General features: G+C 68.6%; 27 protein-coding genes. 15 read left to right on the forward strand and 12 right to left on the reverse strand.

All coding sequences use genetic code 11. The annotated features are described in order from the left end of the window. Nucleotide 1: 1 nt before the first annotated feature. The gene (locus tag NF616_RS03310; RefSeq protein ID WP_252271633.1) at nt 2–1027 is read right to left on the reverse strand and encodes a hypothetical protein; all 1026 of its coding nucleotides are present in this window, start codon (nt 1025–1027) and stop codon (nt 2–4) included. Nucleotides 1028–1090: 63 nt separating this feature from the next. After that, complete coding sequence (locus tag NF616_RS03315; protein WP_252271635.1) at nt 1091–2299, reverse strand: NAD(P)/FAD-dependent oxidoreductase; 1209 nt, start codon at nt 2297–2299, stop codon at nt 1091–1093. Nucleotides 2300–2425: 126 nt separating this feature from the next. Here NF616_RS03315 and pdxR point away from each other — a divergent pair, with 126 nt between their 5' ends. The 3 genes from pdxR (at nt 2426) to NF616_RS03330 (ending at nt 4962) form a co-directional block, all read left to right on the forward strand. Beyond that, nucleotides 2426–3937 (forward strand): MocR-like pyridoxine biosynthesis transcription factor PdxR, encoded by a 1512-nt coding sequence (gene pdxR, locus NF616_RS03320; protein WP_252271636.1) that lies wholly within the window; start codon nt 2426–2428, stop codon nt 3935–3937. Nucleotides 3938–4072: 135 nt separating this feature from the next. After that, nucleotides 4073–4741 (forward strand): FMN-dependent NADH-azoreductase, encoded by a 669-nt coding sequence (locus tag NF616_RS03325; RefSeq protein ID WP_252271637.1) that lies wholly within the window; start codon nt 4073–4075, stop codon nt 4739–4741. Nucleotides 4742–4803: 62 nt separating this feature from the next. Beyond that, nucleotides 4804–4962: a hypothetical protein gene (locus tag NF616_RS03330; protein WP_252271638.1), complete on the forward strand. Its 159-nt coding sequence runs from the start codon at nt 4804–4806 to the stop codon at nt 4960–4962. Nucleotides 4963–5000: 38 nt separating this feature from the next. Here the strand turns inward: NF616_RS03330 and NF616_RS03335 are convergent, their stop codons facing one another. Continuing rightward, nucleotides 5001–5522, reverse strand: coding sequence for a DinB family protein (locus NF616_RS03335; protein ID WP_252271639.1), 522 nt, complete (start codon nt 5520–5522; stop codon nt 5001–5003). Between the two features lie 233 nt (nt 5523–5755). On the opposite strand from NF616_RS03335, the gene NF616_RS03340 reads away from it, so the two are divergent. Beyond that, a complete protein-coding gene (locus tag NF616_RS03340; protein ID WP_252271640.1) occupies nt 5756–5965 on the forward strand; it encodes a hypothetical protein in 210 nt (69 codons plus the stop codon). An 18-nt stretch (nt 5966–5983) separates the two neighbouring features. Here NF616_RS03340 and NF616_RS03345 read toward each other — a convergent pair whose 3' ends face one another. After that, a complete protein-coding gene (locus NF616_RS03345) occupies nt 5984–6397 on the reverse strand; it encodes a CBS domain-containing protein (protein ID WP_252271641.1) in 414 nt (137 codons plus the stop codon). Between the two features lie 190 nt (nt 6398–6587). Here NF616_RS03345 and NF616_RS03350 point away from each other — a divergent pair, with 190 nt between their 5' ends. Continuing rightward, nucleotides 6588–7547 (forward strand): TIGR03885 family FMN-dependent LLM class oxidoreductase, encoded by a 960-nt coding sequence (locus NF616_RS03350; protein ID WP_252271642.1) that lies wholly within the window; start codon nt 6588–6590, stop codon nt 7545–7547. Here NF616_RS03350 and NF616_RS03355 read toward each other — a convergent pair. Further along, nucleotides 7519–9207, reverse strand: coding sequence for an alpha-amylase family protein (locus NF616_RS03355; RefSeq protein ID WP_252271643.1), 1689 nt, complete (start codon nt 9205–9207; stop codon nt 7519–7521). The two genes, NF616_RS03350 and NF616_RS03355, sit on opposite strands and share 29 nt — an antisense overlap. 405 nt (nt 9208–9612) lie before the next feature. On the opposite strand from NF616_RS03355, the gene NF616_RS03360 reads away from it, so the two are divergent. After that, nucleotides 9613–9792 (forward strand): con-10 family general stress protein, encoded by a 180-nt coding sequence (locus NF616_RS03360; protein ID WP_434091850.1) that lies wholly within the window; start codon nt 9613–9615, stop codon nt 9790–9792. A gap of 710 nt (nt 9793–10502) precedes the next feature. Here NF616_RS03360 and NF616_RS03365 read toward each other — a convergent pair. Continuing rightward, nucleotides 10503–11669: a zinc-dependent alcohol dehydrogenase gene (locus NF616_RS03365; protein WP_252271644.1), complete on the reverse strand. Its 1167-nt coding sequence runs from the start codon at nt 11667–11669 to the stop codon at nt 10503–10505. Between the two features lie 161 nt (nt 11670–11830). Between NF616_RS03365 and NF616_RS03370 the strand changes: the two genes are divergently transcribed. The 4 genes from NF616_RS03370 (at nt 11831) to NF616_RS03385 (ending at nt 15381) form a co-directional block, all read left to right on the forward strand. Next, on the forward strand, nt 11831–12334 hold the full coding sequence (locus NF616_RS03370; RefSeq protein ID WP_252271645.1) for a hypothetical protein: 504 nt from the start codon (nt 11831–11833) through the stop codon (nt 12332–12334). A gap of 22 nt (nt 12335–12356) precedes the next feature. After that, nucleotides 12357–12800 (forward strand): DUF421 domain-containing protein, encoded by a 444-nt coding sequence (locus tag NF616_RS03375; protein ID WP_252271646.1) that lies wholly within the window; start codon nt 12357–12359, stop codon nt 12798–12800. A 93-nt stretch (nt 12801–12893) separates the two neighbouring features. After that, the gene (katE, locus tag NF616_RS03380; RefSeq protein ID WP_252271647.1) at nt 12894–15023 is read left to right on the forward strand and encodes a catalase HPII; all 2130 of its coding nucleotides are present in this window, start codon (nt 12894–12896) and stop codon (nt 15021–15023) included. A 148-nt stretch (nt 15024–15171) separates the two neighbouring features. Beyond that, nucleotides 15172–15381 carry a hypothetical protein gene (locus NF616_RS03385; protein ID WP_252271659.1) on the forward strand — a complete coding sequence of 70 codons (210 nt, stop codon included), beginning with the start codon at nt 15172–15174 and terminating at the stop codon, nt 15379–15381. A gap of 13 nt (nt 15382–15394) precedes the next feature. Here the strand turns inward: NF616_RS03385 and NF616_RS03390 are convergent, their stop codons facing one another. Then, on the reverse strand, nt 15395–15736 hold the full coding sequence (locus NF616_RS03390) for a hypothetical protein (RefSeq protein ID WP_252271648.1): 342 nt from the start codon (nt 15734–15736) through the stop codon (nt 15395–15397). A gap of 175 nt (nt 15737–15911) precedes the next feature. Between NF616_RS03390 and NF616_RS03395 the strand changes: the two genes are divergently transcribed. After that, nucleotides 15912–16313 carry an NUDIX hydrolase gene (locus NF616_RS03395; RefSeq protein ID WP_252271649.1) on the forward strand — a complete coding sequence of 134 codons (402 nt, stop codon included), beginning with the start codon at nt 15912–15914 and terminating at the stop codon, nt 16311–16313. Nucleotides 16314–16327: 14 nt separating this feature from the next. Here the strand turns inward: NF616_RS03395 and NF616_RS03400 are convergent, their stop codons facing one another. Further along, on the reverse strand, nt 16328–16561 hold the full coding sequence (locus tag NF616_RS03400) for a DUF2061 domain-containing protein (RefSeq protein WP_252271650.1): 234 nt from the start codon (nt 16559–16561) through the stop codon (nt 16328–16330). 36 nt (nt 16562–16597) lie between these two features. Then, nucleotides 16598–17107 (reverse strand): ferritin-like domain-containing protein, encoded by a 510-nt coding sequence (locus NF616_RS03405; protein WP_252271651.1) that lies wholly within the window; start codon nt 17105–17107, stop codon nt 16598–16600. Nucleotides 17108–17268: 161 nt separating this feature from the next. Here NF616_RS03405 and NF616_RS03410 point away from each other — a divergent pair, with 161 nt between their 5' ends. Next, on the forward strand, nt 17269–17574 hold the full coding sequence (locus NF616_RS03410) for a hypothetical protein (RefSeq protein WP_252271652.1): 306 nt from the start codon (nt 17269–17271) through the stop codon (nt 17572–17574). A 92-nt stretch (nt 17575–17666) separates the two neighbouring features. Here the strand turns inward: NF616_RS03410 and NF616_RS03415 are convergent, their stop codons facing one another. From NF616_RS03415 to NF616_RS03425, 3 genes are all read right to left on the reverse strand, one after another. Further along, on the reverse strand, nt 17667–20249 hold the full coding sequence (locus NF616_RS03415) for a PAS domain-containing protein (RefSeq protein WP_434091851.1): 2583 nt from the start codon (nt 20247–20249) through the stop codon (nt 17667–17669). Between the two features lie 92 nt (nt 20250–20341). Continuing rightward, complete coding sequence (locus NF616_RS03420; protein ID WP_252271654.1) at nt 20342–21157, reverse strand: aminoglycoside adenylyltransferase family protein; 816 nt, start codon at nt 21155–21157, stop codon at nt 20342–20344. Between the two features lie 22 nt (nt 21158–21179). Beyond that, a complete protein-coding gene (locus NF616_RS03425) occupies nt 21180–22886 on the reverse strand; it encodes an amidase (RefSeq protein WP_252271655.1) in 1707 nt (568 codons plus the stop codon). 187 nt (nt 22887–23073) lie between these two features. On the opposite strand from NF616_RS03425, the gene NF616_RS03430 reads away from it, so the two are divergent. The 3 genes from NF616_RS03430 (at nt 23074) to NF616_RS03440 (ending at nt 25029) form a co-directional block, all read left to right on the forward strand. Next, nucleotides 23074–23460, forward strand: coding sequence for a DUF2946 domain-containing protein (locus tag NF616_RS03430; protein ID WP_252271656.1), 387 nt, complete (start codon nt 23074–23076; stop codon nt 23458–23460). 51 nt (nt 23461–23511) lie between these two features. After that, entirely contained in the window at nt 23512–23988 is a 477-nt protein-coding gene (locus NF616_RS03435; protein ID WP_252271657.1) for a copper chaperone PCu(A)C, read from the forward strand. Nucleotides 23989–24069: 81 nt separating this feature from the next. Continuing rightward, on the forward strand, nt 24070–25029 hold the full coding sequence (locus NF616_RS03440) for an arsenic resistance protein (protein ID WP_252271658.1): 960 nt from the start codon (nt 24070–24072) through the stop codon (nt 25027–25029). The last annotated feature ends 87 nt before the right edge of the window (nt 25030–25116 follow it).

The following is a 25116-nucleotide window of genomic DNA, read 5'->3' on the forward strand; positions in this document are numbered from 1 at the left end:
CTCAGCCTAGGCGCAGGCCGGTCATGCCGAGCAGGATCGCCAGCGACACCAGGGCGGCGGCGCCGGCGCCCAGCCACCAGAGCCGGTCGGCGGTGCGCCGCGCCACGCCATGGGCCAGCAGCACCACCCGCAGGCCGGAGCCGAGGTGGGCGAGCACGAAGAACACGCCCAGGGCGTAGTGCGGCAGCAGGCGGATGCTCCACGGGTCCATGATCAGCCCGGTGGGTGCGCCGGTGGCGAAGGCCCAGTCGGTCTCGATGCCGGCCCAGAGGCGGGCGAACACGAACACCGCGTTCAGGTGGCCGAGGATGAACACCGCCAGGAACACCCCGGAGGCGAGCTGGAACATGCGCTGGAAGTCGCCGCCGCGGGTGCTCCAGCGCCAGGCCAGTTGCAGGCCGGTGACCACCTGGAAGAGCAGGGCGATCACCAGCAGCGGCTCGACCAGCGGCGCGCGGTAGACCTGGCGGCCACGCTCCATCAGCACCGCGTGCACCTCCGGCCCGGCCAGGCTGAGCAGGTGATTGAACAGGTGGAAAGCGATGAACAGCGCCACCAGCGCGCCGGACACGCCATGGGCCACGCGCAGCAGCGTCGGCGTCGGACGCTCGGTGCGCGCGTCATGTTCGGCGGGTGTGGCGACGGCCGCCAGCGGGGCCAGCGCCAACCAGGCGAGGGTCCAGATCCAGCCCTCGGCCGTGGCGATGCCGAGCATGTACAGGTTGACGCCGACGAAGCAGTACAGGGTCGGCGTCGCCACCAGCAGCAGGCCCAGGCGCCGCGCGCGTGTCTGCTCGACGCCACGGCCGCTGGCGCGGCAGGCCAGATGCAGGCCCAGCGCCGGCACGGCGAAGGCGGCCAGCAACAGCAGCGCGGCCGCGGGGGTGATATGTCCTTCGCCCTTGACCAGCACATGGAAGGCGTCGAGCAGGTAGGGATAGAAGGCGGCGATCAGCGGCGGCAACCAGAGCGGCCAGCGCTGCGCCAGGGTCGAACGCGGGGTGAGGCTCTCGGATACGTCGAGCATGGTGCGTCTCCTTGCAGGGAAAAACCCGGGGATCGACCCCCCGGGTTTCGCGCGGGCGATGGCTCAGGCCACCACGGGGATCAGCGGGTCGGCAGCGGCCAGGGCGGTTTCGCGCACGGCGACCGGCGGGTAGATCCACTGGGTGTTGATCTGGGTCTTCAGCTCCTTGCCTTCGGCGCGGGTGAGCACCACCTTGCGCTCCCAGCCTTCGGTGTACACCGCGCCCCAGGCGCCGAGGTCGAGGCAGGTCACGTACTTCGGCTGGCTGTAGGGGATAGGGGCCACGCCGAGCAGATCGGCGGCGGCGTTGTTGCCGGCCGAGCGGCCCAGGGCGATGGCGTGCTGGCAGGTCATCAGCGCGTGGTTGCCCAGGTCGTCGGTAGCCGCGTAGGCGGTGTCGCCGGTGGCGAAGATGCTCTCCTGGCCGAGCACCTTGAGGGTGCGGTCGACGTGCAGGCGGCCCTGGCGGTCGCGCTCGCCGGCGACCTGCTCGGTCAGCGCCGAGGCTTTCACGCCCACGGCCCAGACCACGGTTCTGGCATCGATGCGCTCGCCGTCGGCCAGCACCACGCCGTTGGCATCCACCGACTGCACGGCCGAGCCCAGGCGCCAGGTGACGCCCAGCTCGTCGCTGGCCTGGGAGATCACTTCGGCCATGGCCTCGCCCATGGCGGCGCCGACGGCCGCGCCGGAGTCGACCACCACGACGCGGATGTCGGCCCGCTCGCCCAGCACTTCACGCAGGCGCGCCGGCATCTCGGTCGCGGTCTCGATACCGGTGAAGCCACCGCCAACCACCACCACGGTATTGCGCTCGGGGCTGTCGGGCAGTGCGCGCAGGTCCTGCAGGTGGTCGCCGAGCTTCTTCGCCGACTCGTAGCTGTCCACGTCGAAGGCGTGGGCGATGCCGGGGACCGCGGCGGGGCGGGCGACATGGCTGCCGGCGGCGAGGATCAGGCGGTCGAAGGACAGCTCGCGCTGCTCGCCGTGGGCGTCGCGGTAGCTGACGCGCTTGCCGTCGGCGTCGATGCCGGTGGCGCTGCCCTGGATGAAGTTCACGCCCACCGCATCGAACAGCTCGCCCAGCGGGGCGACGGTGGTGGAGATGTCGCTTTCGTAGAAGCGCGGACGCACGCGCAGCTCGGCCTGCGGGGCGAGCACGGTGACGGCGACGTCGAGACGCTGGTGCTGGTCCAGCAGGCGAACGGCGCTGAGGGCACTCCAGAGGCCACCGAAGCCGGCGCCGATGATGAGGATCTGTTGTTGGTTCATGGCTCACTCCGAATCGAAAAAAGGCTGTGGATGGATGTGGGTAGGACGGGAGTGAGTGTGCAACTGATGTGGATCATGGTATTGATCCAGTATCTTCGTAACGTATTGGTCCACTTTGGGTGTCGCATGCCGCTCGATAAACGTCCCTCGCTGATCGTCTCCCTGCCGCTCGGCGCGCCCGCGCCGGGTGTGAGCCTGCAGGCCTGGCTGTACCAGAGCCTGCGCGAATCGGTGCTGGCCGGGCGCCTGCCGGCCGGGGCCAAGCTCCCCAGCACCCGGGCCCTGGCCGAGCACTACGCAATGGCCCGCGGCACGGTGCAGGCGGCCTATCAGCAGCTGTTGTCCGAGGGGTATCTGCAGGCGCGCGTGGGCAGTGGCACCCATGTCAGCGAGGTCTTGCCGGACACCACGCTTCATGCGGGCTACGTGCAGCGCAAGGTCGTGCCCAACGTGGAGCCGCAGCGCGAATCGCCGGCGACGCCCTGGGTCGAGCGGCTGGCGACGATCCGCCCGGTGTTCGGCCGGCGCGCCGTCACGCCGGGCAGCCGGCCGTTCTTCCCCCATCGCGGCGACGTCAGCGCCTTTCCCGTCGACCTGTGGCGCAAGCTGCATATCCAGCAGCTGCGCTCGTCGCGCCTGTCGACCCTGCTCGATTCCGACCCGTCCGGCCTGCCGGCGCTGCGCGAGGCCATCGCCGGCTACCTGGCCATCGCCCGCGGCGTGCAGGTGTCGGCGGAGCGCATCCTGGTGCTCAGCAGCGTGCAGCAGGGCATCGACCTGTGCCTGCGGTTGCTGGTGCCGCAGGGCGAACAGATCTGGCTGGAGGACCCGGCCTACCCGGGCGCACGGCAGCTGATGCAGGTGTCCGGTTGCAGCTGGGTGAACGTGCCGGTGGACAAGCACGGCCTGCGCGTGGAGGAGGGCATCCGCCTGGCGCCGAAGGCGCGGCTGGCCTATGTGACGCCCTCGCGCCAGTTGCCACTAGGCGGCGAGCTTTCACCCGCGCGCCGCCTGGCTCTGCTGCGCTGGGCCGCCGAGAGCGGCGCCTACATCATCGAGGACGACTACGACAGCGAGTACCGCTTCATCGCCAAACCGATTCCGGCGCTGCGCTCGCTGCCGGCGGCGGACAGCTCGGTGATCCTCGCCGGCACCTTCAGCAAGCTGATGTTCCCGGCCGTGCGCCTTGCCTATCTGGTGCTGCCGCCGCAGCTGGTGGAGCCCTTCACCCGCGCCTCGGCATTGACCGCGCGGCATGCCAACAGCCTCAGCCAGGCGGTGCTGGCGTCGTTCATCGCCGACGGCCACTTCGACCGCCATGTGCGGCGGATGCGCAAGCTCTATGCCGCGCGGGCCGATGCGCTGAGCGAGGCGGCGCAGCGGCACTGGCGCGGGCTGATCGAGGTGCCGCCGATCCGCGCCGGCCTGGACATCGCCTGCCGCCTGCAGCTGGACGATGAGGCGAGTGCCTGCGCGGCGCTGCAGGAGCAAGGCATCGACCTGCTGCCGCTGTCCGCCTACTGCCACGCGCCGCGGCCGCCGGGACTGGTGATCGGCTTTGCGCCATACGCGGAGAGTGCGATCTTCGAGGCGGCGCAGCAGGTGCGGAAAATCCTCGAGGCGTTGCCGCGGCACTGATGCCCGGCCGCAGATCCCAGCCCAGATGAACCCGCTCAAATGGGCCAGCCAACACCCCTTCTTGGCACCGGGCGAGCGGGCCATACTGGCCCGGCTTCGCCACGCCGCCCTGACACCTACCGGATGTAGATGACCATGAGCCAACCACTCGCCCCGTCCCACCGTTCGTCCCTCGGCCCGCTGCGCGTCCTGCGGCTCATCGCCAGCCCACGGGGAGCCGAGTCCGAAAGCCTGCGCCTGTCGCAGCAGATCCTCGAGGGCATCGCCGTGCAGTCCGGTGGTCGCGCCATCGACCTCACCGACCTCGACCTCAACCCGCTGCCGCATGTGGACGCCGCCTACGCCCTGGCGCTGGCCTCGCCGGTGGACCTGCCGCAGCCGGGCGATGCCCAGCGCCGCTCGGACGAACTGATTCACCAGCTCGATGCCGCCGACGTACTGCTGATCGCCACGCCGATGCACAACTACACGGTGCCCTCGGCGCTCAAGGTGTGGATCGACCATATCGTGCGGGTACGCGTGACCTTCACGCCCACGCCCCAGGGCAAGGTCGGCGTGCTGCGCGACCGGCCGGTGTATGTGGCACTCTCATCGGGCGGCCTGATCAGCGGCGAGCAGGCGCGCCAGCCGGATTTCCTGCGCCCCTACCTGCAGGCGGCGCTGGCCACGGTCGGGCTGCGCGACCTGCGGTTCTTCACCGTCGAGGGCACCGCGCGCGGCGAGGAGGCGCTGGCCGAGGCCCGCGCGCTGGGCCATGCGGCGGTGAGAGCTCTATTCATGCCGGCAGCCGACGAGAGGGGTTGAACGCCTGCTCGGCATGGTGCCTCGAACCTCGTACGGCCAATTCCGGCCAGTCGAGGTGAACCATGCCACGCGAACAACTGCAGGAAAGACAGAACCCGGTCCCGAACAACACGCCCGTCGAGCGCGGCGAGAACATCCAGGATCGTGCCAGCCCGCGGGACTGGCGCGACCCGATGGAGGGTGTCGAGTTGATTCCACCCCAGGTGGAAGGGCAGCGCTGAAACAGCAACCCGGCCGAGGCCGGGTTTGTTTTGCCCGCTCAGCAGGCCTGCAGCGGGTCGCCGTGCACCTCGGTGAGATAGACGCAGAGGTCCGTCACCGGCGGTGGCGCGGGAATCTCGAAAAACAGCTGGGTGATCCAGCCACGGTGAAAAGTGGCGTGGTTGACCGCGTGCAGGAACATGCTGCCGGCACTCATCACGCCGCACTGCCCGGAGAGAAAGGCGAACTCCCAGGCCTCGCCCAGCGAAGCCTCGGTCTGTTGCGCCGCCCAGGCGACGAACCAGACGTTCATCTCTTCCTGGGCCCGGCGTAATTCGAGCGGATCGGGGAAGGGAATCTCCATGCGCGACTTGATGCCGTGCTCGCCGCGCAGCAGGTGGGCCTGCCAGATGCGGTCGACCACATAGACATGGTTGAGGATGTTGAGAATGCTCTTCAACGGGCCGGCACGCTGCTTGACGATTTCCTCGGAGGGCAGAGCGGCGAGGCTGTCGTACAGCAGCCGGTCGGCCCAGCGCTTGTAGTGCGCCAGCATGCTGGCCGTTTGCGGATTGATCATCGAAAGGCCCTCCATGCGGGGTGACGGCAGCATTGCCGGGCGGATCGGCGGAAGCCTGATATAACTCATATGTCCGGGGCGGTCGAGGCTCGGGCCGTGCGGCGATGCTGTGGTAACCGCAGTGTGCGCCGCTCTGACCGGGACGGCATAGTACCCGACGAGGCGGAGCGGGGCAGCGAACAGGCGAGAACGGGGAGCGTGGGAATACGATGAATGGATGGCGGCGGCTGTGGATGCTGTGTTCCATCCTGTGGACGGGCGTGGTGCTGTTTTACGTCGCGCAGACATGGCAGATGCGGGATCGCGAGAGCCTGCTCAACTGGAACCTGCTGGCCGAGGCGCTGCTCGGCCTGATCGTGCCGATCCTGGGCAGCTACCTGCTCGGCCTGCTGCTGGCCCGGCTGCGCCGGCCCCGGCGCACACCCGGCAAGCACCTGCCGTAGCGCGCCGGGTTCTCGCCATCAGTGCATGCGCGCCACGCCGCGCAGCAGGTTGGCGCTGAGCTTGTCGGCATTGCAGGTGGCGATATTGGCCAGCGAGACGATGCCGACCAGGCGCTTCTCGCGGTTGACCACCGGCAGCCTGCGCTTCTCGATCTGCGCCATGTTCTTGGCGATATGGTCGACCTCTTCGTCGTCGAAGCAGTAGCACACCTCGCCGCTCATCACCTGGCTCACCGGGGTGGACATGTCCAGGCCGTCGGCCACCGCGCGGATGACGATGTCGCGGTCGGTCAGCACGCCGCTCATGCGGTCGTCGTCGTTGACGATCAGCGCGCCGATGTCGACCTTGCGCATCAGCTCGGCGGCCTCGCGCAGGCTGGTGGAGGGGGCGATGGTGCGCACTTCGCGGCTCATGATTTCTCGCACTTTCATGATGGTTCTCCTGGGGCTGGAGTGGGTTCGTTCGCAGCGGTCTGCGAATCCGCGTTACCTAGTGTTGAAGCCCGGGGCCGCGCAGAGTTCGGGTGGATCTCCGAATGGTCGGTGCCGCCCATCCTGCCGGTGGAACTCCGAGCCAGACGGCTTCCTCGATAGAGAGCCAGCCGCATGACCAGGTGACTCCATGCCCGTGATCGGATACCACGCTTCCCACGAACAGTTTCCTCCCGGCGAGCTGCTGCAACTGATGCAGCTCGCGGAACACGCCGGCTTCGACGCCGGCATGTGCTCGGACCATTTCCACCCCTGGAGCGAGGACCAGGGCCACAGCGGCTTCGCCTGGTCATGGCTGGGCGCGGCCCTGCAGGGCACCGGCTTCGACTTCGGCGTGGTCAACACGCCGTGCTTCCGCTACCACCCGGCGCTGATCGCCCAGGCCGCCGCGACCCTGGCCGAAATGTACCCGGGGCGCTTCTGGCTGGCGGTGGGCAGCGGCGAGGCGATCAACGAATCCATCACCGGCGAGCGCTGGCCGATCAAGCCCGAGCGCAACGCGCGGCTGGCCGAGGCGGTGGCGATCATCCGCGCGCTATGGGCGGGCGAGGAGGTGTCGCGCTGTGGCCTGCTGACGGTCGAGCGGGCGCGCCTGTACAGCCTGCCGCAGACGCCGCCGGCGCTCTACGCGGCGGTGCTGTCGGAGGAGACCGCGCGCTGGGCCGGCGGCTGGGCGGACGGCATGATCACCGTCAGCTCCACGGTGGAAAAACAGCAGCGCATCATCGACGCCTTCCGCGAGGGTGGCGGCGAAGGCAAGCCATTGCTGCTGCAGGTCAAGCTGTCCTACGCCGAGGATGACGACGAGGCCCTGCGCGGCGCCCACCAACAGTGGCGGACCAACGTGCTGCCGGGCTCGCTGTCCCAGGAACTGCGCAGCGTGGCGGACTTCGAGGCCGCCGCCGGAACCGTGCGCCCCCAGGACCTGTGCGAGCAGGTGCGCATCGGCAGCGACCTGGCGTGGCACGCGGACCGCCTGCGCCAGGACATCGCGCAGGGCTTCGAGCACATCTACCTGCACAACGTCAATCGCCACCAGCGCGGTTTCATCGAAGCCTTCGCTAGCTCGGTGCTTCCGCAAGTGCGTTAGCCACGCTGGCGCCGCTCTCGCCCGGCGAGAAGATCGAGCCGACCCGCCACCAGGTGCAGCCGTAGGCCGGCAGTTCCACCGTCAGCCAGCCGATGGGGTCGGCGCGCAGCCGGCGCCGGGCGATCAGCTCGTAGCAGTCGCGGTCGGCCATGCCGGGGTGACGCACGCGTACCTGGCGAGCCTGGCGCGACAGGTTGTGCACGCACACCACCTGGCCGTCGTCCAGGCAGTAGCTCTCAGCGAGGACCTCGCTGCCACCGTCGTATTCGATGAACTCGTGCCGCCCCAGGCCGAACTCGGGGCAGGAGCGACGCACCTCGATCAGGCGGCGGGTGTAGTTGAGCTGGGAGTCCGGATCGAGCCACTGGTCGGTGACGTTGAGCCGCGGGTAGCCGTAGTCGCCGTCCTCGATCACCGGGCGGATCAGCTGGTGCTTCTCGGCCCTGGAGAAGCCGCCGTTGGCCTGGGCCGACCACTGCATGGCCGTACGCACCGGAAAGCGGTCCGGCAGTTCCATGGCCTCGCCCATGCCGATCTCGTCGCCGTAGTAGAGCAAGGGCGCGCCGCTGCGGCTGAACAGCAGGCTCAGGGCCAGGCGCACCTTGGCCGGATCGCCCAGCATGGGCGCGAGCCGGCGACGGCAGCCGCGGCCGTAGATGCGCATGTGCTCGTCCGGCGCGAGAACCTCGAGCATTTCCTCGCGGGTGGACTCGTCCGTCCACACCAGGCTCAGCTCGTCGTGGTGGCGCAGGAAGTTCATCCACTGGGCGCTCGGCGGCAGCGGTGGCAGCAGGGCTTCAAGCTCGCGGATCGGCGCGGCATCCTCGCGCGCCAGGGCGAGAAACAGGCGCTCGGCACCGATGAAGTTGAACAGCTGGTTCAGCTGGTCGCCGTTGCCGAAGAAGTCGCCCAGCTCGTGCGGCGCGACGTTGGCTTCGCCCACCAGGAGGGCGCCGTGACCGTAGCGGGTGACGTGGCGCCGCAGCTGGCGCAGGTATTCGTGCGGGTCGGGGTGTTGCTGGGCCGGGCCCTTGGGCTGGACCAGGTAGGGCACGGCGTCGACGCGGAAGCCATCGATGCCCAGCGCCAGCCAGAAGCTGAGGATGCGCATGACCTCGCGGCGCACCTCCGGGTGGCCGTGGTTGAGCGAGGGCTGGAAATCGTGGAAACGGTGGAAGAAGTAGGCGCCTGCCTGCTCGTCATAGGTCCAGACGCTGTCGTACTGGTCAGGAAACATCACCTGGTCGCGGTGGTCGTCGTCGGGCTTGTCGACCCACACGTAATAGTCGCGGAATTTCGAGTCGCGCCGGCGCGAGGCCTGGAACCAGGGGTGCTGGTCGGATGTGTGGTTGACCACCAGATCGAGCATCACGCGGATGCCGCGCACCCGCGCCTCGTCGATGAATTCGCTGAAGTCGCCGAAGGTGCCCAGGTGCGGATCGATGCCGTAGTGGTCGATCACGTCGTAGCCGTCGTCGCGGTCGGAGGAGGGGTGGAAGGGCATCAGCAGCAGGCTGTTGATGCCCAGCTGGCGCAGGTAGTCCAGGCGTGCGGTGAGGCCCGGGAAGTCGCCGATACCGTCGCCGTTGGAGTCGTGGAAGGTGGCCACGTCCAGCTGATAGGACACCGCGTTGTCGTACCAAACGTCGTTCGCTTCCATCGTGGTTCCTTCGTCGCGCAGCTCTGTGGATGGAGCCGGCCGCTTCGCCACAAGTTCCGCCGATCGCCCGGGCTGCGTCGGATGTGGGCCGAGGCACGCGAGGCGGCACGCGACGTGATGGCGATGCGAGGGATGGCCGGCACGGGCGCGTCTGCTGCCGGCGATGGCGCCCGGGACGGCTCGCCGCAGCGCCCATGCACGCCGCAGCGCCATGGGTCGTTGGCCGTGCGCCGAGCCGGATTTGCATCGCGTCGACAAGCGAGCCCGGAGCCCGCGTCTGGCTTGCAGACCGCTCGTCAGCCGCTTGCGAGCGCAGCGTGGAAAGAGACTGAACGTCTGCGGCGCCATTCTTCTCCACAGAACGCAGGGGGCAATAACGCCACTGCAAGTCTGGAGAAATTCAAAATGACCAATCGCAATCCCGGCAACTTTGCCAACGACCGTGAGAAGGCCTCCGAAGCCGGCCGGAAAGGCGGGCAGAACAGTGGAGGCAATTTCGCCAACGACCGCGATAAGGCTTCCGAGGCCGGACGCAAAGGCGGTCAAAACAGCCACGGCGGCGGCCGCCAGGGTGGCCGTCAGTAAGACGTAACGCCGCTCAGGGAGGCCCGCTCGGGCCTCCTCCGCCCGACGCGATCACCGCCCGGTTCGATCCGCGATCTTCAAGGCCGAGCACCTAGGCCGACTCTCCCAGTTCCTTTCTTTCACCCGAACGTCACTATGACGGCATTTGCCGGAGCGTTGTGAAGGGCCCGCAGCGCGTCGCGTAGGGTGCGCGCGCACCAATCGCCCGAGAAGATGCCCTAGGTGCGCACGGCGCACCCTACGGCGATTTGTCAGAGAGCCGTGGAGTATTCCGGCGCGTGCGTAGGGTGCGCCGCGCGCACCAATCGGCGCCTGCGAAGATGCCCCAGGTGCGCACGGCGCACCCTACGGCGATCCGTCATAGATTCGTGAAGGCCTGCGCGTTGCGTAGGGTGCGCCGCGCGCACCAACCGATGCGTGCGAGATGCCTCAGGTGCGCACGGCGCACCCTACGGCGATCCGCCATAGGTTCGTGGTGCCCTGCGCGTTGCGTAGGGTGCGCCGCGCGCACCAACCGATGCCTGCGAAGATGCCCCAGGTGCGCACAGCGCACCCGACGGAGATCCGTCATAGGTTCGTGGAATGCCCTGCGCGTTGCGTAGGGTGCGCCGCGCGCACCAAACGATGCCCGCGACGATGCACAGGTGCGCACGGCGCACCCTACGGCGATCCGTCATAGATTTGTGGAGGCCCTGCCGAAGCCGCGCGGCTCACGGCCGCAGGATGACCTTGCGGCAGTCCTCTTCCATCTTGTCGAAGATCCGGTAGCCCTCGGCGGCCTGTTCCAGGGACATGCGATGGCTGATGATCACGTCGGGCTTGAGCTCGCCGCGTTCGACGTGTTCCAGCAGGGTCGGCAGCAGCGGCTGTACGTGGGTCTGGCCCATCTTGAAGGTCAGGCCCTTGTCGAAGGCGTCGCCGAACAGGAAACCGTGGATGAAGCCGGCATACACCCCCGGCACGCTCACCGTGCCGCCACGGCGCACGGCGGCGATGCACTGGCGCAGGGCCTTGCCGCTGCTGGCCTCGAGCTTGAGGGTGGTGAGGATGGTCTCGGTGGTGCTGCCCTTGGCCTCGAAGCCGACCGCATCGATGGCGGCATCCACTCCGCGGTGGCCGGCGGTGCGTTCGATGATGGCGGCGGCCGGGTCGTCGATCTCGTCGAAGTTGATCGGGATCACGCCGTAGGTCTGGCGGGCGAATTCCAGGCGATAGGGCACCTGATCGACCATGAAGATCTGTTCGGCGCCCAGCAGCCGTGCGCAGGCCGCGCTCATCAGGCCGACCGGGCCGGCGCCATAGATGGCCACGCTGCTGCCCGGGCCGATGCCGGCGTTGACCGCGGCCTGGTAGCCAGTGGGCAGGATGTCGGTGAGGAACAGCACCTGCTCGTCCTGCAGCGTGCCGGGAATCTTCATCGGCCCGACGTTGGCCTTGGGCACCCGCACGTATTCGGCCTGGCCGCCGGGTACGCCGCCGTAGAGGTGGCTGTAACCGAATAGCGCGGCGCCCGGCGGAATCTGCTTCTTGTTGAGGATGGCGCCGCGGCCGGTGTTGGTGGTCTCGCAGGCCGCGTGCAGGTTCATGGCGCAGAAGAAGCAGGTGCCGCAGGCGATGACGAACGGCACCACGACCCGGTCGCCCTTGTTCAGCCCGGTCACGCCGCTGCCGGTTTCCACCACCTCGCCCATGAACTCGTGGCCGAAGATGTCGCCGTCCTTCACCTGCGGAATCTTGCCGCGGTACAGGTGCAGGTCCGAGCCGCAGATGGCGGTGGCGGTCACGCGCAGGATGACGTCGTCGTCGGCCTGCAGGATAGGGTCGGCCACCGTCTCGACGCGGACATCGTGGCTGCCGTGGTAGGTGAGTGCGCGCATCAGTCGTTCCTCGTTCGTGGGGTCGATGAGGTATCGAACGGGCATGATGCGGGCGAGTTCAGGCCGCGGGACGGGTGGTCACCGGGCGGTTTTTCTGCGAACTCGGAGGGCGAGGCACCGGTCACTCCTTGTAACGCGATTGCGCACAGCCGGAGATTGCCATGGGCGCCGACGAGGGCCGCAGCCGCACCTACCCGGTGCGCGAGAACATGCCGTTGCAACGAATGGCCTGGCGCATGGAGCGGCTGGGCTGGTACTGCCTGGTGCTGCTGGCGGTGCTGGCCCTGGCCGGGCTGTTTTCCAAGGGGCCGCTCAGCACCGCGTCGGCGGCGACGGCCGACAACAGCCTGCGGGTGGAGTACCAGCGTTTCGCCCGCAACGGCGCCCAGTCGCAGCTGATGGTCGATGCCCGAGGAACGGGGGATTCGCTGGACATCATCCTGGCCGGCGAACTGCTCGACGGCTTCAGCATCGAGTCCATGCAGCCCGAGCCGCAGCAGAGCATCAGTCACCCGGGCAACGGCCTGCGCCTGCGCATGGCCGCCAACGAACAGGGCCAGGTGCGGGTGCGCATCCAGCTCAAGGCCGACGGTGTCGGGCCCTTCGCCTCGTCCCTGAGCGTCGCCGACCAGCAAGTCGAGCTGCGCCAGTTCATCTATCCCTGACCCCCTTTCTTAGGAGTCCGATATGGACGCCGTGCTGCGCGCCGCCGCCATCTACATTGCCCTGCTGATCCTGTTTAAGCTCGCCGGCCGCCGTTCGCTGGCGCAGCTGACCACCTTCGACTTCGTGCTGCTGCTGATCATCGGCGAGGCCACCCAGCAGGCCCTGCTGGGTGAAGACTTCTCGGTCACCAACGCCGTGCTGGTGATCATGACGCTGATCGCCATCGACGTCGGCGCCTCGCTGCTCAAGCGGCGCTCCGAGCGCATCGCCTACCTGCTCGACGGCTCACCGACCATCGTGGTGGAAAACGGTGTGGCCCTGGAGGAGCGTCTGGCCAAGGCGCGTCTGCGGTTGGACGACATCATGGAGTCGGCACGCGAGAACGGGCTGGAGCGCGTCGAGCAGATCAAGTTCGCCATCATCGAACGCAACGGCAAGATTTCCATCATCCCGCGCGAGCAGTGAGTCGCCGCGCAGCCGACAAAATCCCTAGAACCTCTCGCGCTAGGCTTTCTCATAGCTACAGGGCCCCACCCCTTAGCCATGAGGAGACAGACCATGTCCACCAAGAAACCGAGCCAGGTCGCCGGCAGCAACGCGCTGGACCGCGCCAACAGCAACGCCAAGCTGGAACAACTGGAACAGTGGCGCGAGGACGCCACCGACGAGGCCCTCACCTCCAATACCGGGGTGCGCGTGGCCGACAACCAGAACACGCTCAAAGCCGGCGAACGCGGTCCCTCGCTGCTCGAAGACTTCCTGATGCGCGAAAAGATCACCCACTTCGATCACGAGCGCATCCCCGAGCGCGTGGTGCACGCCCGCGGCTCGGCCGCCCATGGCTACTTCCAGGTCTATGAGCCGCTGAGTGACCTGACCAAGGCCGACTTCCTCAACCACCCGGAGAAGAAAACGCCGGTGTTCGTGCGCTTCTCCACCGTGCAGGGTCCGCGCGGTTCGGCCGACACCGTCCGCGACGTGCGCGGCTTCGCCACCAAGTTCTACACCGACGAGGGCAACTTCGACCTGGTCGGCAACAACATGCCGGTGTTCTTCATCCAGGACGCGATTAAGTTCCCCGACCTGGTCCACGCGGTGAAGCCGGAGCCGCACAACGAGATCCCCACCGGCGCGTCCGCCCATGACACCTTCTGGGACTTCGTCTCGCTGCAGCCGGAGACGGCGCACATGGTGCAGTGGCTGATGTCCGACCGCGCCATCCCGGTCGCCTACCGGATGATGGAGGGCTTCGGCGTGCACACTTTCCGCCTGGTCAATGCCGAGGGCCGCAGCGTGTTCGTCAAGTTCCACTGGAAGCCGGTTTCGGGCGTCTGCTCGCTGGTCTGGGACGAGGCGCAGAAGCTCGCCGGCAAGGACCCGGACTTCAATCGCCGGCAACTGTGGGAAGACATCGAGAACGGCGACTACCCGGAGTGGGAGCTGGGTGTTCAGGTGATCCCGGAGGAGGACGAGCACAAGTACGACTTCGACCTGCTCGACCCCACCAAGCTGGTGCCCGAGGAACTGGTGCCGGTGCGGCCCGTCGGCAAGATGACGCTCAACCGCAACCCGGACAACTTCTTCGCAGAGACCGAGCAGGCGGCCTTCCACATCGGCCACATCGTGCCGGGTATCGACTTCACCAACGACCCGCTGCTGCAGGGCCGGCTGTTCTCCTACACCGATACCCAGCTGCTGCGCCTGGGCGGCCCTAACTTCAACGAGATCCCGATCAACCGCCCGCTGTGCCCGTTTCACAACAACCAGCGCGACGCGCCGCATCGGCAGACCATCAACAAGGGCAGGGCGTCGTACGAGCCCAACTCCATCGACGGCGGCTGGCCCAAGGAAACGCCGCCGGCGGCCAGCGGCGGCGGCTTCGCCTCGTACCCGGAGCCGATGAGCGGAGTGAAGTTGCGCAAGCGCGCGGATTCGTTCGCCGACCACTTCTCCCAGGCACGGCTGTTCTGGAACAGCATGGCGCCGCATGAGAAGGAGCACATGATCTCTGCCTACAGCTTCGAGCTGGGCAAGGTCGAACGCCGCGAAATCCGCGAGCGCGAGGTCAACGAGATTCTCGCCAACATCGACCTGGTGCTGGCCACGCGCGTGGCGGAGAACCTCGGCCTGCCGGCGCCGGTCGGAACCACCGCCGCGCCCGTCACGGCGGCGCTGCAGGATTCGCCGGCGCTGAGCCAGGCCAACCTGCTTCCGGGCAACATCCGTTCGCGCAAGGTGGCCATCCTGCTGCTGCCGGGGGCCGATGCCGGTGATATCAGCCACATCATCGACGTGCTCAACCGCGAGGGGGCGATGAGCAAGCTGATCGGGCCGAGCTCGGCGGCGGTGAGGACCAGCGACGGCAACACGCTGATGCCCGACGCCAGCTTCGCCACCATGCCCTCCATCGCCTTCGATGCGGTGTTCGTACCCGGCGGTGCCGGCGTGGCCGACGCGCTGCGGGCCGATGGCAGCGGCCTGCATTACCTGATGGAGGCCTACAAGCACCTCAAGGCCATTGCCCTGTGCGGCGACACCGGCGCTCTGGCCGGCGAGCTGCGCCTCAAACCGGACGCCGGACTGCTCAGCGCCGCCACGGCGAAGGAACTCTGCGCGGACTTCGTCAAGGCCATGGGGCAGCACCGTGTATGGGCGCGGGAACCCCTGGCCATGGCCATTCCCGCGTAGGCCGTAAGCCGCTGCCGACCCGCCGGAAACGGCGGCGGCAGCGGCTTGTCGCGCGCTTTTCCGCAAGGCGCCGAAAGGTCCGTAAGTAAGTGAAACCTAAAGGAAATATCGAAGGTCTAGAGTTCACATCGGATCATTTGAGGCTTACATCGTGTCGCGTTCTGTCAGGAAGATCATTGATGCCATCGCATCGCGTAACGAGGATGCCGCCGTGTCGGTCATGCGTGCGGCGGAGAGCCTCGGCGACGAGGTATTGCGGCAACAGCTGTATCGGGTGATCCATCGCCTCAACCAGGATGCCGCCGAGCTGCGCCAGGTGCGCGATGCCCTGGTGCTGGATGACCGTCAGCGCGCCTGAGGTGCGCCCGGCCCTAGGCGCTGGCCGCCACCGGCAGGCTCAGCAGCACGCCCTGGTAGCTCGTTGCGTCGAGACGCAGGGTATGCACGGGACGCTGCAACGGGTTGCGGCGCTCCTCGTGAATCAACGCGATGCCACTCGCCTGAAACTGCCCCACGGCAAGCCGACAGTAGCGTTCCGCCTGGCCACGCTCGAGTTTCGAGGGCGACTGCGGCCGGTAGAGCGCCTGAGTGATGCCACGGAAGACCAGGGTGATCAGCAGCACGTGGTCGTCCTGGCAGAGCACTTCGAGATGCAGCGAATCGTTTCCGCGCCAGAGCGGGGCCTCGTAGCTGGCGCAATGGAGACGGTTCATGGGGTTCGATCCTCCGTGGCAGTCATGCGGGCAGGCAGGGCAGCAGCTTAACCCGTCTTTCCCCACGCAGGGCAACCGCGCGATGACCAGAGCCGCGGATGTGAGCCGTTGAACGAATCGAGTCGAACTTTTATCCGGCCGCCGTGGCCCCAAGGTCACAGCGTTTGGAGGATGCATGAGCAAAGCAGCGAAATCGCGCGCCACCGTCATCTGCCATCGGCAGGATCAGGTGCTGCTGGTGCGCAAGCCGGAGGCGAAGTGGACCCTGCCAGGCGGCAAGATCGAGGCCGACGAGGGGCCGACCGAGGCGGCGCTGCGCGAGCTGAGCGAGGAAACCGGGCTGGCCTTCAAGGCCATCGAGTATCTGGCCCTGCATGAGTTCGGGAAGGGCACCCACCACGTCTTTCGCCTGGCGGTCGCCGACTCGCTGACCGCCCGGCCGCAGAACGAGATCGCCGACTGCCGCTGGTGCTCCGTCGACGATCTGGGCCGCCTGCCGGTAAAGCGGCAGATCCGCAAGCTGCTCAGCCTGTATTGCCAGGCTTCCGCCGATGAGCCGGGCCTAGCCGGTGCGTGACGCGCCGGCCCCGCTCAATCCTTCCTGAATACCCGCAGCAGCCCGCCGTGACCACAGCCGTCGTGGCGCGCCTCGGTGTTCTTGCCGAAGCGCTGCCAGGCCTTCTCGTGGAAGAAGAAGGCCACGGTGTTGCAGGCCGGTTCCAGCAGGGCGATGAGCCCGCCGGTGAGAAGGTCGCCGGTGAGCAGATAAGCCACGGTGAAGGCGATGGTGAAGTGTACGATGGCGAAGGTGAGGGTCTTCAGCATTCACTATGAGCGCCGGCACGCCGGCGCTGTCCTCGCTCAGCGTTTGGCTTCGGTATTGGGGGCGGCGGAGCGGGCCAGGAAGGCCTCGGTGATTTGCGGGAGATGGTCGCGCAGCCAGTCGGCCATGGCAATTTCCTGCGGCAGGATCTGCTCGCAGGCGCGTTGCGTTTCGCTATCGCCGACTGCCTTGGCCGCGCTGATCAGCACGGTGTACGCGGCGATCTCCAGGTTCTCGAACACGTAGCCACTCATGGCGCCCTTGACCACTTCGTCGCTCACGGTCATGCCGGCCATGGCCTGACCGAAGGCCATCAGCTTGGCGGACATGTCCTTGATGGTGGATGGGCTGCTACCGAGGCGCTGCAGGCAGTTGCCGAGCAGCTCCTGCTGGCCTTGGGTCTCCACGATGTGCTGTTCGATACGTGCCTTCAGTTCGGGATAGTGCTCCAGCCGCTCGGCCTGGGCCTTCAGCATCTTCTCCGCCTGTTGCTCCATCGCATGGGCATCGCGCAGCCAGTCGAGCAGGTTTTCGGTTGGGGTGGCCATGGGGCTCGCTCCTTTGGTGTGGGGTGACAGAGTTGAGAAGGGCGCTCTGCAACGGGAGTTCAGCCATTACGATGGGCGGCGGCGCGACCGCCGGTCATGCGGGGCGAACCATGTCCGGCGCAGTCCGGACGAACCTGATAGACCCTCACAGGAGTACCTCCATGAAAGCGCTTCCCCAGCTCACCCTCGTCACCACGCTATTGTTCGCCGCCGCGGCGTACTCCCAGGCACCGGCCGGCAGCCCCGAGGCGGACGAGGGCTCCGCGCCGAGCGGCCAGGGCACGCCGACACCGCAGCAGGAAATGGAGACGCACATGGAGGACGGCGAGGTGCGCATCGAGGACGGCCGCCCGGTCAACAGCAACGACGGCGACGCGCGCAACGAAGGAAAGCGTGACGACGCCGGCGAGCATTCGTCGCCCGGTGGCCCGACCGATCCCGCGTCCGACCCCGGCACCCTGGATTGAGTCGGCCTCGTCCCCCGGCAATGAAGCACGAAGTGCCCGGCCGGTAGCTCCGGCCGGGCGTCGATATCGAAGCAGCGCGAGCGCAGGTCAGGTCAGCTGGTTGGATTGACCATCTGCGAGAGATGAGCCGCCAGCTCGGTACGGCGGAAAGGCTTGGCCAGCACCTCGAAGCCATCGATCTGCGCCGGCGAGAGATTGGCATAGCCGGTGATGATCAGCACCGGCAGCTCCGGCATGCGCTGGCGCAGCTCCTGGGCCAGTTGGGCGCCGGTCTTTTCGGCCATGATGTGGTCGGTGACCAGCACATCCGGCTTCAGTCCCTCGTCGATCATGCGCAGGGCGGCGGCCGCGGAAGGCGCCTCGGCCACCTGGTAACCGAGGTCATGCAGCTGCAGCAGGGTGGTGTGGCGCACCATGTCCTCGTCGTCGACCAGCAGCACCTGGGTCGGCCGCGGCGCCAGCGGGGCGTCGGCGGAGTCCTCGCCCTCGTGCTCGGCCGGGGCCTCGGTGGCCGGCAGCCAGATGCTCACCCGGGTGCCCCGACCCGGTTCCGAGGCGATGCCGAGCCCGCCGCCGGACTGCGCCGCCAGGCCCTGCACCATGGACAGGCCGAGCCCGGTGCCCCGGCCCACGCCCTTGGTGGAGAAGAACGGTTCGGCGCAGCGCTCCAGGGTGATCGCATCCATACCGCTGCCGTTGTCGCTGACTATCAGGCGCGCATAGCGGCCGGCCTCCAGGCCGTTCACCGCGCCCTCGGCCACCTCTTCGAAGGCCGCGGCGATTTCCAAGCGGCCGCCGTCTTCCATGGCATCGCGGGCGTTGACCGCCAGGTTGAGGATGGCCAGCTCCAATTGGTGTGGGTCGACCATCACGGACGGCAGGTTGCCGGGAATCTCGACGGCGACCTCGATCATCGGCTCGAGCGAGCGGGCGATGAGGTCGCGCATGTCGCCCACCAGCGCATTGAGCTCCACCGCCTGCGGCTTGAGCGTCTGCCGGCGGGCGAAGGTCAGCAGCCGGCCGACCAGGGTGCGGGCACGATCCGCGGCCTGCAGCGCGCCGTCGATCAGGTTGCGCGAGCGCTCGTCATCGAGGCGGCGGCGGATCAGTTCCAGCGCGCCCATGATCGGCGTCAGCAGGTTGTTGAAGTCGTGGGCGATGCCGCCGGTGAGCTGGCCGATGGTCTCCATCTTGCGCACTTCGTGCAGCTGCGCCACGGCCGCCTCGCGCTGGGCGACCATGGCGGCGACGCGTTCTTCCAGGCCTTCGTTCAGCTCGCGCAATTCCACCTCGGCGCGCACCCGGGCGCTGACGTCCATGCACACGCAGAGCATGCCGGCGGTATTGCCGAGCGGGTCGACCAGCGGGGTGATCTGGTTCTGTACCCAGACCGGCGTGCCGTCCGGGCGGGCGTAGCGCTTGGTGACCTCGTAGGGCGCGCCGCCCTCGAGCGTCAATTCGCACTGCGAGGCGTGGGTGGAGAGGTCGTCGGGGTAGGTGATGTCGTGCATGCGCAGCCCGAGCAGCGCTTCGCGCGGGCGGCCGACGATCTCGCAGTAGCGGTCGTTGACCCGGGTGAAGCGCCAGTGGCGGTCGCACACGGCGATGCCCGCGCTGGCCTGGTCGAACATCGCCGACAGCTGCGCCGAACTGGCGCGCAGTGCAGCCTCGGCGCGGGCGTGGCCGATGGCGCTCCAGGCCAACTTGGCGGCGTCCTCGGCCAGGCGCAGCTCGTGTTCGGTGAAGTGGCGCGGCTGGTCGTAGTGGACCGCCAGCACGGCCTCCAGGGCGCCATGGCGCACCACCGGGATATGGAGCGCGGCGGCGATAGCCAGCTCATCGCTCAGCGCGGTCTCGCCGACACTGCGGCCGGGCTCGGCGGCGAGGTCCTCGCGGATCACGATCTGGTCCTCGCGCAGCGACTTCAGCAGGCGGATGCCGAAGTCCCGATAGCGGTACACGCCGACTGCCGAGCGCACGTCGCGCACATGGTCCTGGCGCACGGTGAAGCTGACCCCGTCGCCGTTGTCCTCGCCATAGAACACGCGGCTCGCGCCGAGGATGTCGCCGAGCCGGTGCAGGGCGACGTCGAGGATCTGGTCGGGTGCCTTGCTCAGCGGCAGGGCCTGGCCGAGGTCGAGCAGGAAGGCCTGGCGACGCTCGAACTGCACGCGCTCGGTGGTCTCGTTGACCACGCACAGCACGCCGCCGATGGAGCCGTCGGTTTCGCGCACCGCGGAGTAGGACACGTCGAAGTAGACGGTTTCGCCCACGCCGTGGCGCTCGATGTAGAAGGGGCGGTCCTTGGCCGAGAAGGTCCTGCCGGTCTCGTACACGCCGCGCAGCAGCGGCTCCAGGTCGTCCCACAGTTCCCGCCAGTTCTCCACCGCCGGCCGGCCGAGGGCTTGCGGGTGCTTGGCGCCGATGCTCGGGGCATAGGCGTCGTTGTACAGGGCGACGAACTCGGGCCCCCAGAACATGACGATCTGAGCCTCGACCGGCAGCATGGTGGCGACCAGGTTCTTGAGGCCGAGCGACCAGGAGGAGGGCGCGCCGAGGGGCGATTGCGCCCAGTCCAGAGTTTGCATCAGGGCGCCGATGGCGCCGCCGTTGGACAGGAAATCCAAGGATTCTTCAGGCATCGGCGTGGGTACGGTCTGGGCAGGCATTTCCATGTCTTTGACTGCGACTGAATACAGGCTTTGTGCCCGGTTGATGTTCCATTACGAAACTAAGAGGGCCGCGGCCGTGATGCGTTCCATCTGTATCACGCGCGGATGTCGTCGGTGTGTCTCGGCGCGTTGCCGAGGCCTTCGATCTCCCGCCTGGCATGTTCGATGAAGGCCGCCACCGCGGCCGGGTCATACTCGAAGGCCCGGTCGGCTGCGCCGAGGTAGGCGGCCCGTGCGGCGGCCAGCAGCGGACGGTGGCGGTCCGGCAAACGCTCCAGCAGCCAGGCCGCGGCGACGTCCTTGGCGACGATCGATCCCGTGGTGAGGGTGAACCAGATGCGCCCGATCGCCAGCACCACGTTGCGCTCGTCGCCCTGCCAGTCGGCCGGCTCCCGCCACTGCGCGACGGTATCGTGCAGCGCCCGGCGCAGATCGGCCGGCGGCACGGCGTCGAGCAGGACCATGGCGGCCGGGCCCAGCAGGCAGGCGCTGCGCTGCCGCGCCTGGGTCAGCAGGATCGCCAGGTCGGGATCGGTCATCGACGGCGGCATCGCTCCGGCCTGGATCTCGGCGCGCAGCCATTCGCCGAACTGCAGCTCGCGCCGGGGCGGATAGCGCCAGGGCCGCAGGTCGTCGCGAACCACCAGCGTCACTTCCAGAGGACGCAGGTCTGCGGTCGCCGGCCAGGCCGAAACCGAGAGGAGATCGCGGAACAGTCGCTGCCGAACCGGCTCGCCCAGCGGCGCGGCCACCGTCACCAGCAGGTCGACATCACTGTCGGGGCACAGCCCGCCATCCACGGCCGAGCCGAACAGGTGCACGGCCAGCAGCGCGTCGACCAGGTGCTGCCGCAGCAGGGCGAGGGTCAGCTCGACCTGCGCTGCGATGGATGAAGGTACCGGCGGAGTCATGCGAAACGGTGCCGCGGGCCGATCAGCCGGCCAGCGGCGGCGTACGCGGCGGCACGCGGCGGCGCGAGCCGGTGGCCTCGAAGGCCGCGGCCAGGCGCAGCAAGGCGGAGTCGTCGTAGGCGCGGCCGGCGAAAGTCAGGCCCACCGGCATGCCGATGTCCGTCATCACGCCCATCGGCACGGTGACGGTGGGCACGCCCAGATGGCGGATGGCGAGGTTGCCGTTGGCCACCCACACGCCGTTGCTCCAGGCGATGTCGGCGGACGCCGGGTTGACGTCGGCGTCCGCCGGGCCGACATCGGCGACGGTGGGGAACAGCACGGCGTCGAGGCCCTGCTGCGCCATCCAGTCCTCTAGGTCGAGCTTGCGGGTCTTTTCCAGGCCGCGCAGGCCGTCGGGCAGGGTGGCGATCTGGTCCCAGGGCTTGATGCCGCGCTTGGCCATGTTCACGTACTCGTCCATGCCGGCGGCCAGGTCGCCTTCGCGGTTGGGCAGCGTGCCCGGGTCGTGCGGGAAGATCTGCGGGCCGTCGACGTCGGCCAGCCGGTTCAGCTCGGGGTCGCCGTTGGCGCGCAGGAAGTCGTCGAAGGCCCAGCCGGACAGCTCCCACAGCTCGTCATGCAGGAACTCCGGGGTGACGATGCCGCGGTTGAACACGGTCGGCGCGCCCGGGCGGTCGCCCTCGCAGTTGGAGACCAGCGGGAAGTCCACCTCCACCACCTCGGCGCCGGCCGCTTCCAGCGCCTTGCGGGCTTCTTGCCAGAGGTCGATCACCGAGGCGCGGGTGTCGATGCGCTGTCCGGTCGGGCCGCCGATGCTGGGGTTGTCGCTGGTGCCCATCTCCGGGTCCCGGTTGATGAACATGCGCGGCACGCCCAGGCGCTTGCCCCGGAGGGCGTCCGGCGCGGCGGCGAGGTCCAGGTAGGATGCCGGGCGCACCTCGGAGGCCTTGGGGATCGGCACCCAGGGCTGCAGGCGCCAGAGGTCGCCGCGGGTGTCGGCGTCGTCGGCGACGATCACGTCCAGCACCTCCAGCAGGTCGGCCATGGTGCGGGCGTAGGGCACGACCACGTCCATGGTCGGCGTCAGCGGCCAGTTGCCGCGCACCGAGATCACCCCGCGCGACGGGGTATAGGCGCACAGGCCGTTGTTCGAGGCCGGGCCGCGGCCGCTGGACCAGGTCTCCTCGGCCAGGCCGAAGGCGGCGAAGCTGGCGGCGGTCGCCGTGCCGGCGCCGTTGGACGACCCGGAGGCGAAGGGCGCGGTCAGATAGGCCGCGTTGTACGGGCTCTCGGCGCGGCCGTAGACGCCGCGCTGCATGCCGCCGTTGGCCATGGGCGGCATGTTGGTCTTGCCCAGGCAGATGGCGCCGGCGGCGCGCAGGCGTTCGATGGTGAAGGCGTCGCGCTGGGCCACCAGGTCCTTGAAAGCCGGGCTGCCGGAGGCGGCGGTCAGGCCCTTGACCAGGTAGCTGTCCTTGGCGGTGTAGGGAATGCCGTCCAGCGGGCCGAGGGCCTCGCCGTGGGCGCGACGGGCATCGGAGGCGCGCGCCTCGTCGAGTGCCTGCGGGTTGCGCACCACCACCGCGTTGAGCGCTGTCGGCGTGCCGGGAGCGTCGTAGGCGTCGATGCGGGCGAGGTAGGCCTGAACCAGTTCGACGGCGGTGGTGCGGCCGGACTCGAGCGCGGCGCGCAGGTCGGCAATGGAAACTTCGGTTACCTCGATCATGCTGTCACCGTGGCGATTGAGGGCCGGCGCGCGGGGTGCGCCGGTCGCGGAAAAATGTCGTGTGGGCCGCCAGTGTACAGCCTGACTCGGCGATGCTCACGGGGTGCACAGGCCGGTGCGTTGGCGCGGCAATCGACCGCGCGCCGTCGCTGTCGCGGCCCGCGCGGCCGGTGGTACAGTCGCCGCCATGCCAATGATCCGTGACCATCGTTCCCTGACCGCCTGGGTGCTGCTCGCCAGCGTCCTGCTGGGGCTGTTTGTCTGCGGCATCCACCAGGGGCAGGCCAGCGGCCTGGGTCTGAGCGGCCTGAATGGCGCGTTCTGCTCGGTGGGAGGCGAGGGCGCTCCCGGCATCGGTGACGACGGTGCGGACGGCGCCGCGCATGGCCTGGCCTGTCCGCTCTGTTCGAGCTTCGCCGCGGCGATCACGGTCGATGTCGGCGTGCACACCTTCGCCGAGGCCGCCGTGGCCGGCGCGCTGGTCCTGCGGCCGCTGCTGCGTGCGGGGCCGTCGCCGCGGCACCTGCGACCCTCGCTGTCGCCACGCGCCTCTCCCGGTCGCTTCCTCGCCTGACCATTCCGCGGCCGTGCGCCGCGTCATCCCGCTATGTTGAGGAAGCCTTTCATGACCATCCGCAAAACCCTGTTCGGCCTCGCGCTGCTCCTGCCTTCGCTGCTGGCCCATGCCGATCCCCAGGTCGCCAATCCGCTGCAGATCGAGGGCGTCTGGTCCCGGGAAATGCCGCCGGTGACCCAGAACGCCGCCGTCTACTTCGTGGTCCGCAACGGCGGCACCGAGGACGACCGCCTGCTCGGCGCCAGCACGCCGGTGGCGGAGAAGGCCGAGCTGCACGAGCACCGGCACGCCGGCGGCGTGATGAAGATGCAGCAGGTGCAGAGCGTGGCGATTCCCGCTGGCGGTTCGGCCGAATTCGCCCCCATGGGCTACCACGTGATGCTGTTCGGCGTGGCCAAGCAGGCCAAGGAGGGCGAGCGCTTCCCGCTGCGTCTGCGCTTCGAGAAGGCCGGCGAGACCGAGGTCGAGGTCACGGTGCGCCGCGAGGCGCCGATGCCGGCCAGCCACGGCGCGCACCATCACTGATGGCGGGCGGCGCGGCCATTCGGCCGTGCCGCTTTCACCTCCGGCTGCGATAATGCCGCGATCTTGACTCGGAGCGTGGGCATGTCGCGGGACTGGCTGGAGCAGCATCAGGTCGTACTGTATTTCCTCGCGGTGGCCGCCGCGGCCGTGGCAGGCGTGGTGTCCGGTGGCTTCGCCGAGCTCGCGGCATTGGCCATCACCCCGGCCATCGCCGTGCTGATGTACGCCATGTTCCTGCAGATTCCCTTCCTCGAGCTGCGCCAGGCGTTCGCCCATCGCTGCTTCGTCGGCGCGCTGCTGCTGGCCAACTTCGTGCTGGTGCCCGCGCTGGTCTGGCTGATCACTTTGCCGCTGGCCGGCAACGTCGCGCTGCTGGCGGGCGCGCTGCTGGTGCTGCTGACGCCCTGCATCGATTACGTGGTGGTCTTCACCCATCTCGGCCGGGGCGATTCGCGCCTGGTGCTGGCGGCCACGCCGCTGCTGTTGCTGCTGCAACTGCTGCTGTTGCCGCTGTACCTGCAGCTCATGCTCGGCGAGCAGGCGGATGCCGCCATCGCCGTGCGACCGTTCGCCGAGGCTTTCCTGCTGCTGATCGTGTTGCCACTGGGCCTGGCCGTCGCCACCGAACTGGCCGGGCGACGTTCGAATCTGGCGAAAGCCTGGAGCGCGGGCTGGGCCTGGCTGCCGGTGCCGGCGATGGCCGCGGTGCTGGTGGCGGTGGTGGGGTCGCAGATCGCCGATGTGGTGCAGCAACTGGCGCTGCTGGCGCCGCTGCTGCCGGTGTACCTCGCGTTTCTGGTGTTCGCGCCGGTGCTGGGGGTGCTGAGCGCCCGGCTGTTCCGCCTCGAGGTGCCCGCGGCGCGGGCCGTGGCGTTCAGTGCCTCGACCCGCAACTCGCTGGTGGTGCTGCCGCTGGCACTGGCGTTGCCCGCGCCCATCGGCGCCTTGGCGGCGACCGCGGTGATCACCCAGACCCTGGTGGAGCTGATCGGCGAGCTGGTCTACCTGCGGGCGATCCCCGCCCTGGTGAAGGACCGCTGAGGCCGCCGGGCCCCAGCGGTGGAACTCAGATGCGGAAGCTGCCGACCAGCTGCTTCAGCCGCGCGGCCTGCTGCTCCAGGTCGCCAC

Source organism: Pseudomonas subflava (assembly GCF_023823685.1).
Lineage (GTDB): Bacteria > Pseudomonadota > Gammaproteobacteria > Pseudomonadales > Pseudomonadaceae > Aquipseudomonas > Aquipseudomonas subflava.

Excerpts from the sequence above, each read along its gene's own strand:
- NF616_RS03310 (WP_252271633.1), bottom strand. The coding sequence starts at position 1,027 with ATGCTCGACGTATCCGAGAGCCTCACCCCGCGTTCGACCCTGGCGCAG.
- NF616_RS03315 (WP_252271635.1), bottom strand. The coding sequence starts at position 2,299 with ATGAACCAACAACAGATCCTCATCATCGGCGCCGGCTTCGGTGGCCTC.
- pdxR (WP_252271636.1), top strand. The coding sequence starts at position 2,426 with ATGCCGCTCGATAAACGTCCCTCGCTGATCGTCTCCCTGCCGCTCGGC.
- NF616_RS03325 (WP_252271637.1), top strand. The coding sequence starts at position 4,073 with ATGAGCCAACCACTCGCCCCGTCCCACCGTTCGTCCCTCGGCCCGCTG.
- NF616_RS03330 (WP_252271638.1), top strand. The coding sequence starts at position 4,804 with ATGCCACGCGAACAACTGCAGGAAAGACAGAACCCGGTCCCGAACAAC.
- NF616_RS03335 (WP_252271639.1), bottom strand. The coding sequence starts at position 5,522 with ATGATCAATCCGCAAACGGCCAGCATGCTGGCGCACTACAAGCGCTGG.
- NF616_RS03340 (WP_252271640.1), top strand. The coding sequence starts at position 5,756 with ATGCTGTGTTCCATCCTGTGGACGGGCGTGGTGCTGTTTTACGTCGCG.
- NF616_RS03345 (WP_252271641.1), bottom strand. The coding sequence starts at position 6,397 with ATGAAAGTGCGAGAAATCATGAGCCGCGAAGTGCGCACCATCGCCCCC.
- NF616_RS03350 (WP_252271642.1), top strand. The coding sequence starts at position 6,588 with ATGCCCGTGATCGGATACCACGCTTCCCACGAACAGTTTCCTCCCGGC.
- NF616_RS03355 (WP_252271643.1), bottom strand. The coding sequence starts at position 9,207 with ATGGAAGCGAACGACGTTTGGTACGACAACGCGGTGTCCTATCAGCTG.
- NF616_RS03360 (WP_434091850.1), top strand. The coding sequence starts at position 9,613 with ATGACCAATCGCAATCCCGGCAACTTTGCCAACGACCGTGAGAAGGCC.
- NF616_RS03365 (WP_252271644.1), bottom strand. The coding sequence starts at position 11,669 with ATGCGCGCACTCACCTACCACGGCAGCCACGATGTCCGCGTCGAGACG.
- NF616_RS03370 (WP_252271645.1), top strand. The coding sequence starts at position 11,831 with ATGGGCGCCGACGAGGGCCGCAGCCGCACCTACCCGGTGCGCGAGAAC.
- NF616_RS03375 (WP_252271646.1), top strand. The coding sequence starts at position 12,357 with ATGGACGCCGTGCTGCGCGCCGCCGCCATCTACATTGCCCTGCTGATC.
- katE (WP_252271647.1), top strand. The coding sequence starts at position 12,894 with ATGTCCACCAAGAAACCGAGCCAGGTCGCCGGCAGCAACGCGCTGGAC.
- NF616_RS03390 (WP_252271648.1), bottom strand. The coding sequence starts at position 15,736 with ATGAACCGTCTCCATTGCGCCAGCTACGAGGCCCCGCTCTGGCGCGGA.
- NF616_RS03395 (WP_252271649.1), top strand. The coding sequence starts at position 15,912 with ATGAGCAAAGCAGCGAAATCGCGCGCCACCGTCATCTGCCATCGGCAG.
- NF616_RS03400 (WP_252271650.1), bottom strand. The coding sequence starts at position 16,561 with ATGCTGAAGACCCTCACCTTCGCCATCGTACACTTCACCATCGCCTTC.
- NF616_RS03405 (WP_252271651.1), bottom strand. The coding sequence starts at position 17,107 with ATGGCCACCCCAACCGAAAACCTGCTCGACTGGCTGCGCGATGCCCAT.
- NF616_RS03410 (WP_252271652.1), top strand. The coding sequence starts at position 17,269 with ATGAAAGCGCTTCCCCAGCTCACCCTCGTCACCACGCTATTGTTCGCC.
- NF616_RS03415 (WP_434091851.1), bottom strand. The coding sequence starts at position 20,249 with ATGGAAATGCCTGCCCAGACCGTACCCACGCCGATGCCTGAAGAATCC.
- NF616_RS03420 (WP_252271654.1), bottom strand. The coding sequence starts at position 21,157 with ATGACTCCGCCGGTACCTTCATCCATCGCAGCGCAGGTCGAGCTGACC.
- NF616_RS03425 (WP_252271655.1), bottom strand. The coding sequence starts at position 22,886 with ATGATCGAGGTAACCGAAGTTTCCATTGCCGACCTGCGCGCCGCGCTC.
- NF616_RS03430 (WP_252271656.1), top strand. The coding sequence starts at position 23,074 with ATGCCAATGATCCGTGACCATCGTTCCCTGACCGCCTGGGTGCTGCTC.
- NF616_RS03435 (WP_252271657.1), top strand. The coding sequence starts at position 23,512 with ATGACCATCCGCAAAACCCTGTTCGGCCTCGCGCTGCTCCTGCCTTCG.
- NF616_RS03440 (WP_252271658.1), top strand. The coding sequence starts at position 24,070 with ATGTCGCGGGACTGGCTGGAGCAGCATCAGGTCGTACTGTATTTCCTC.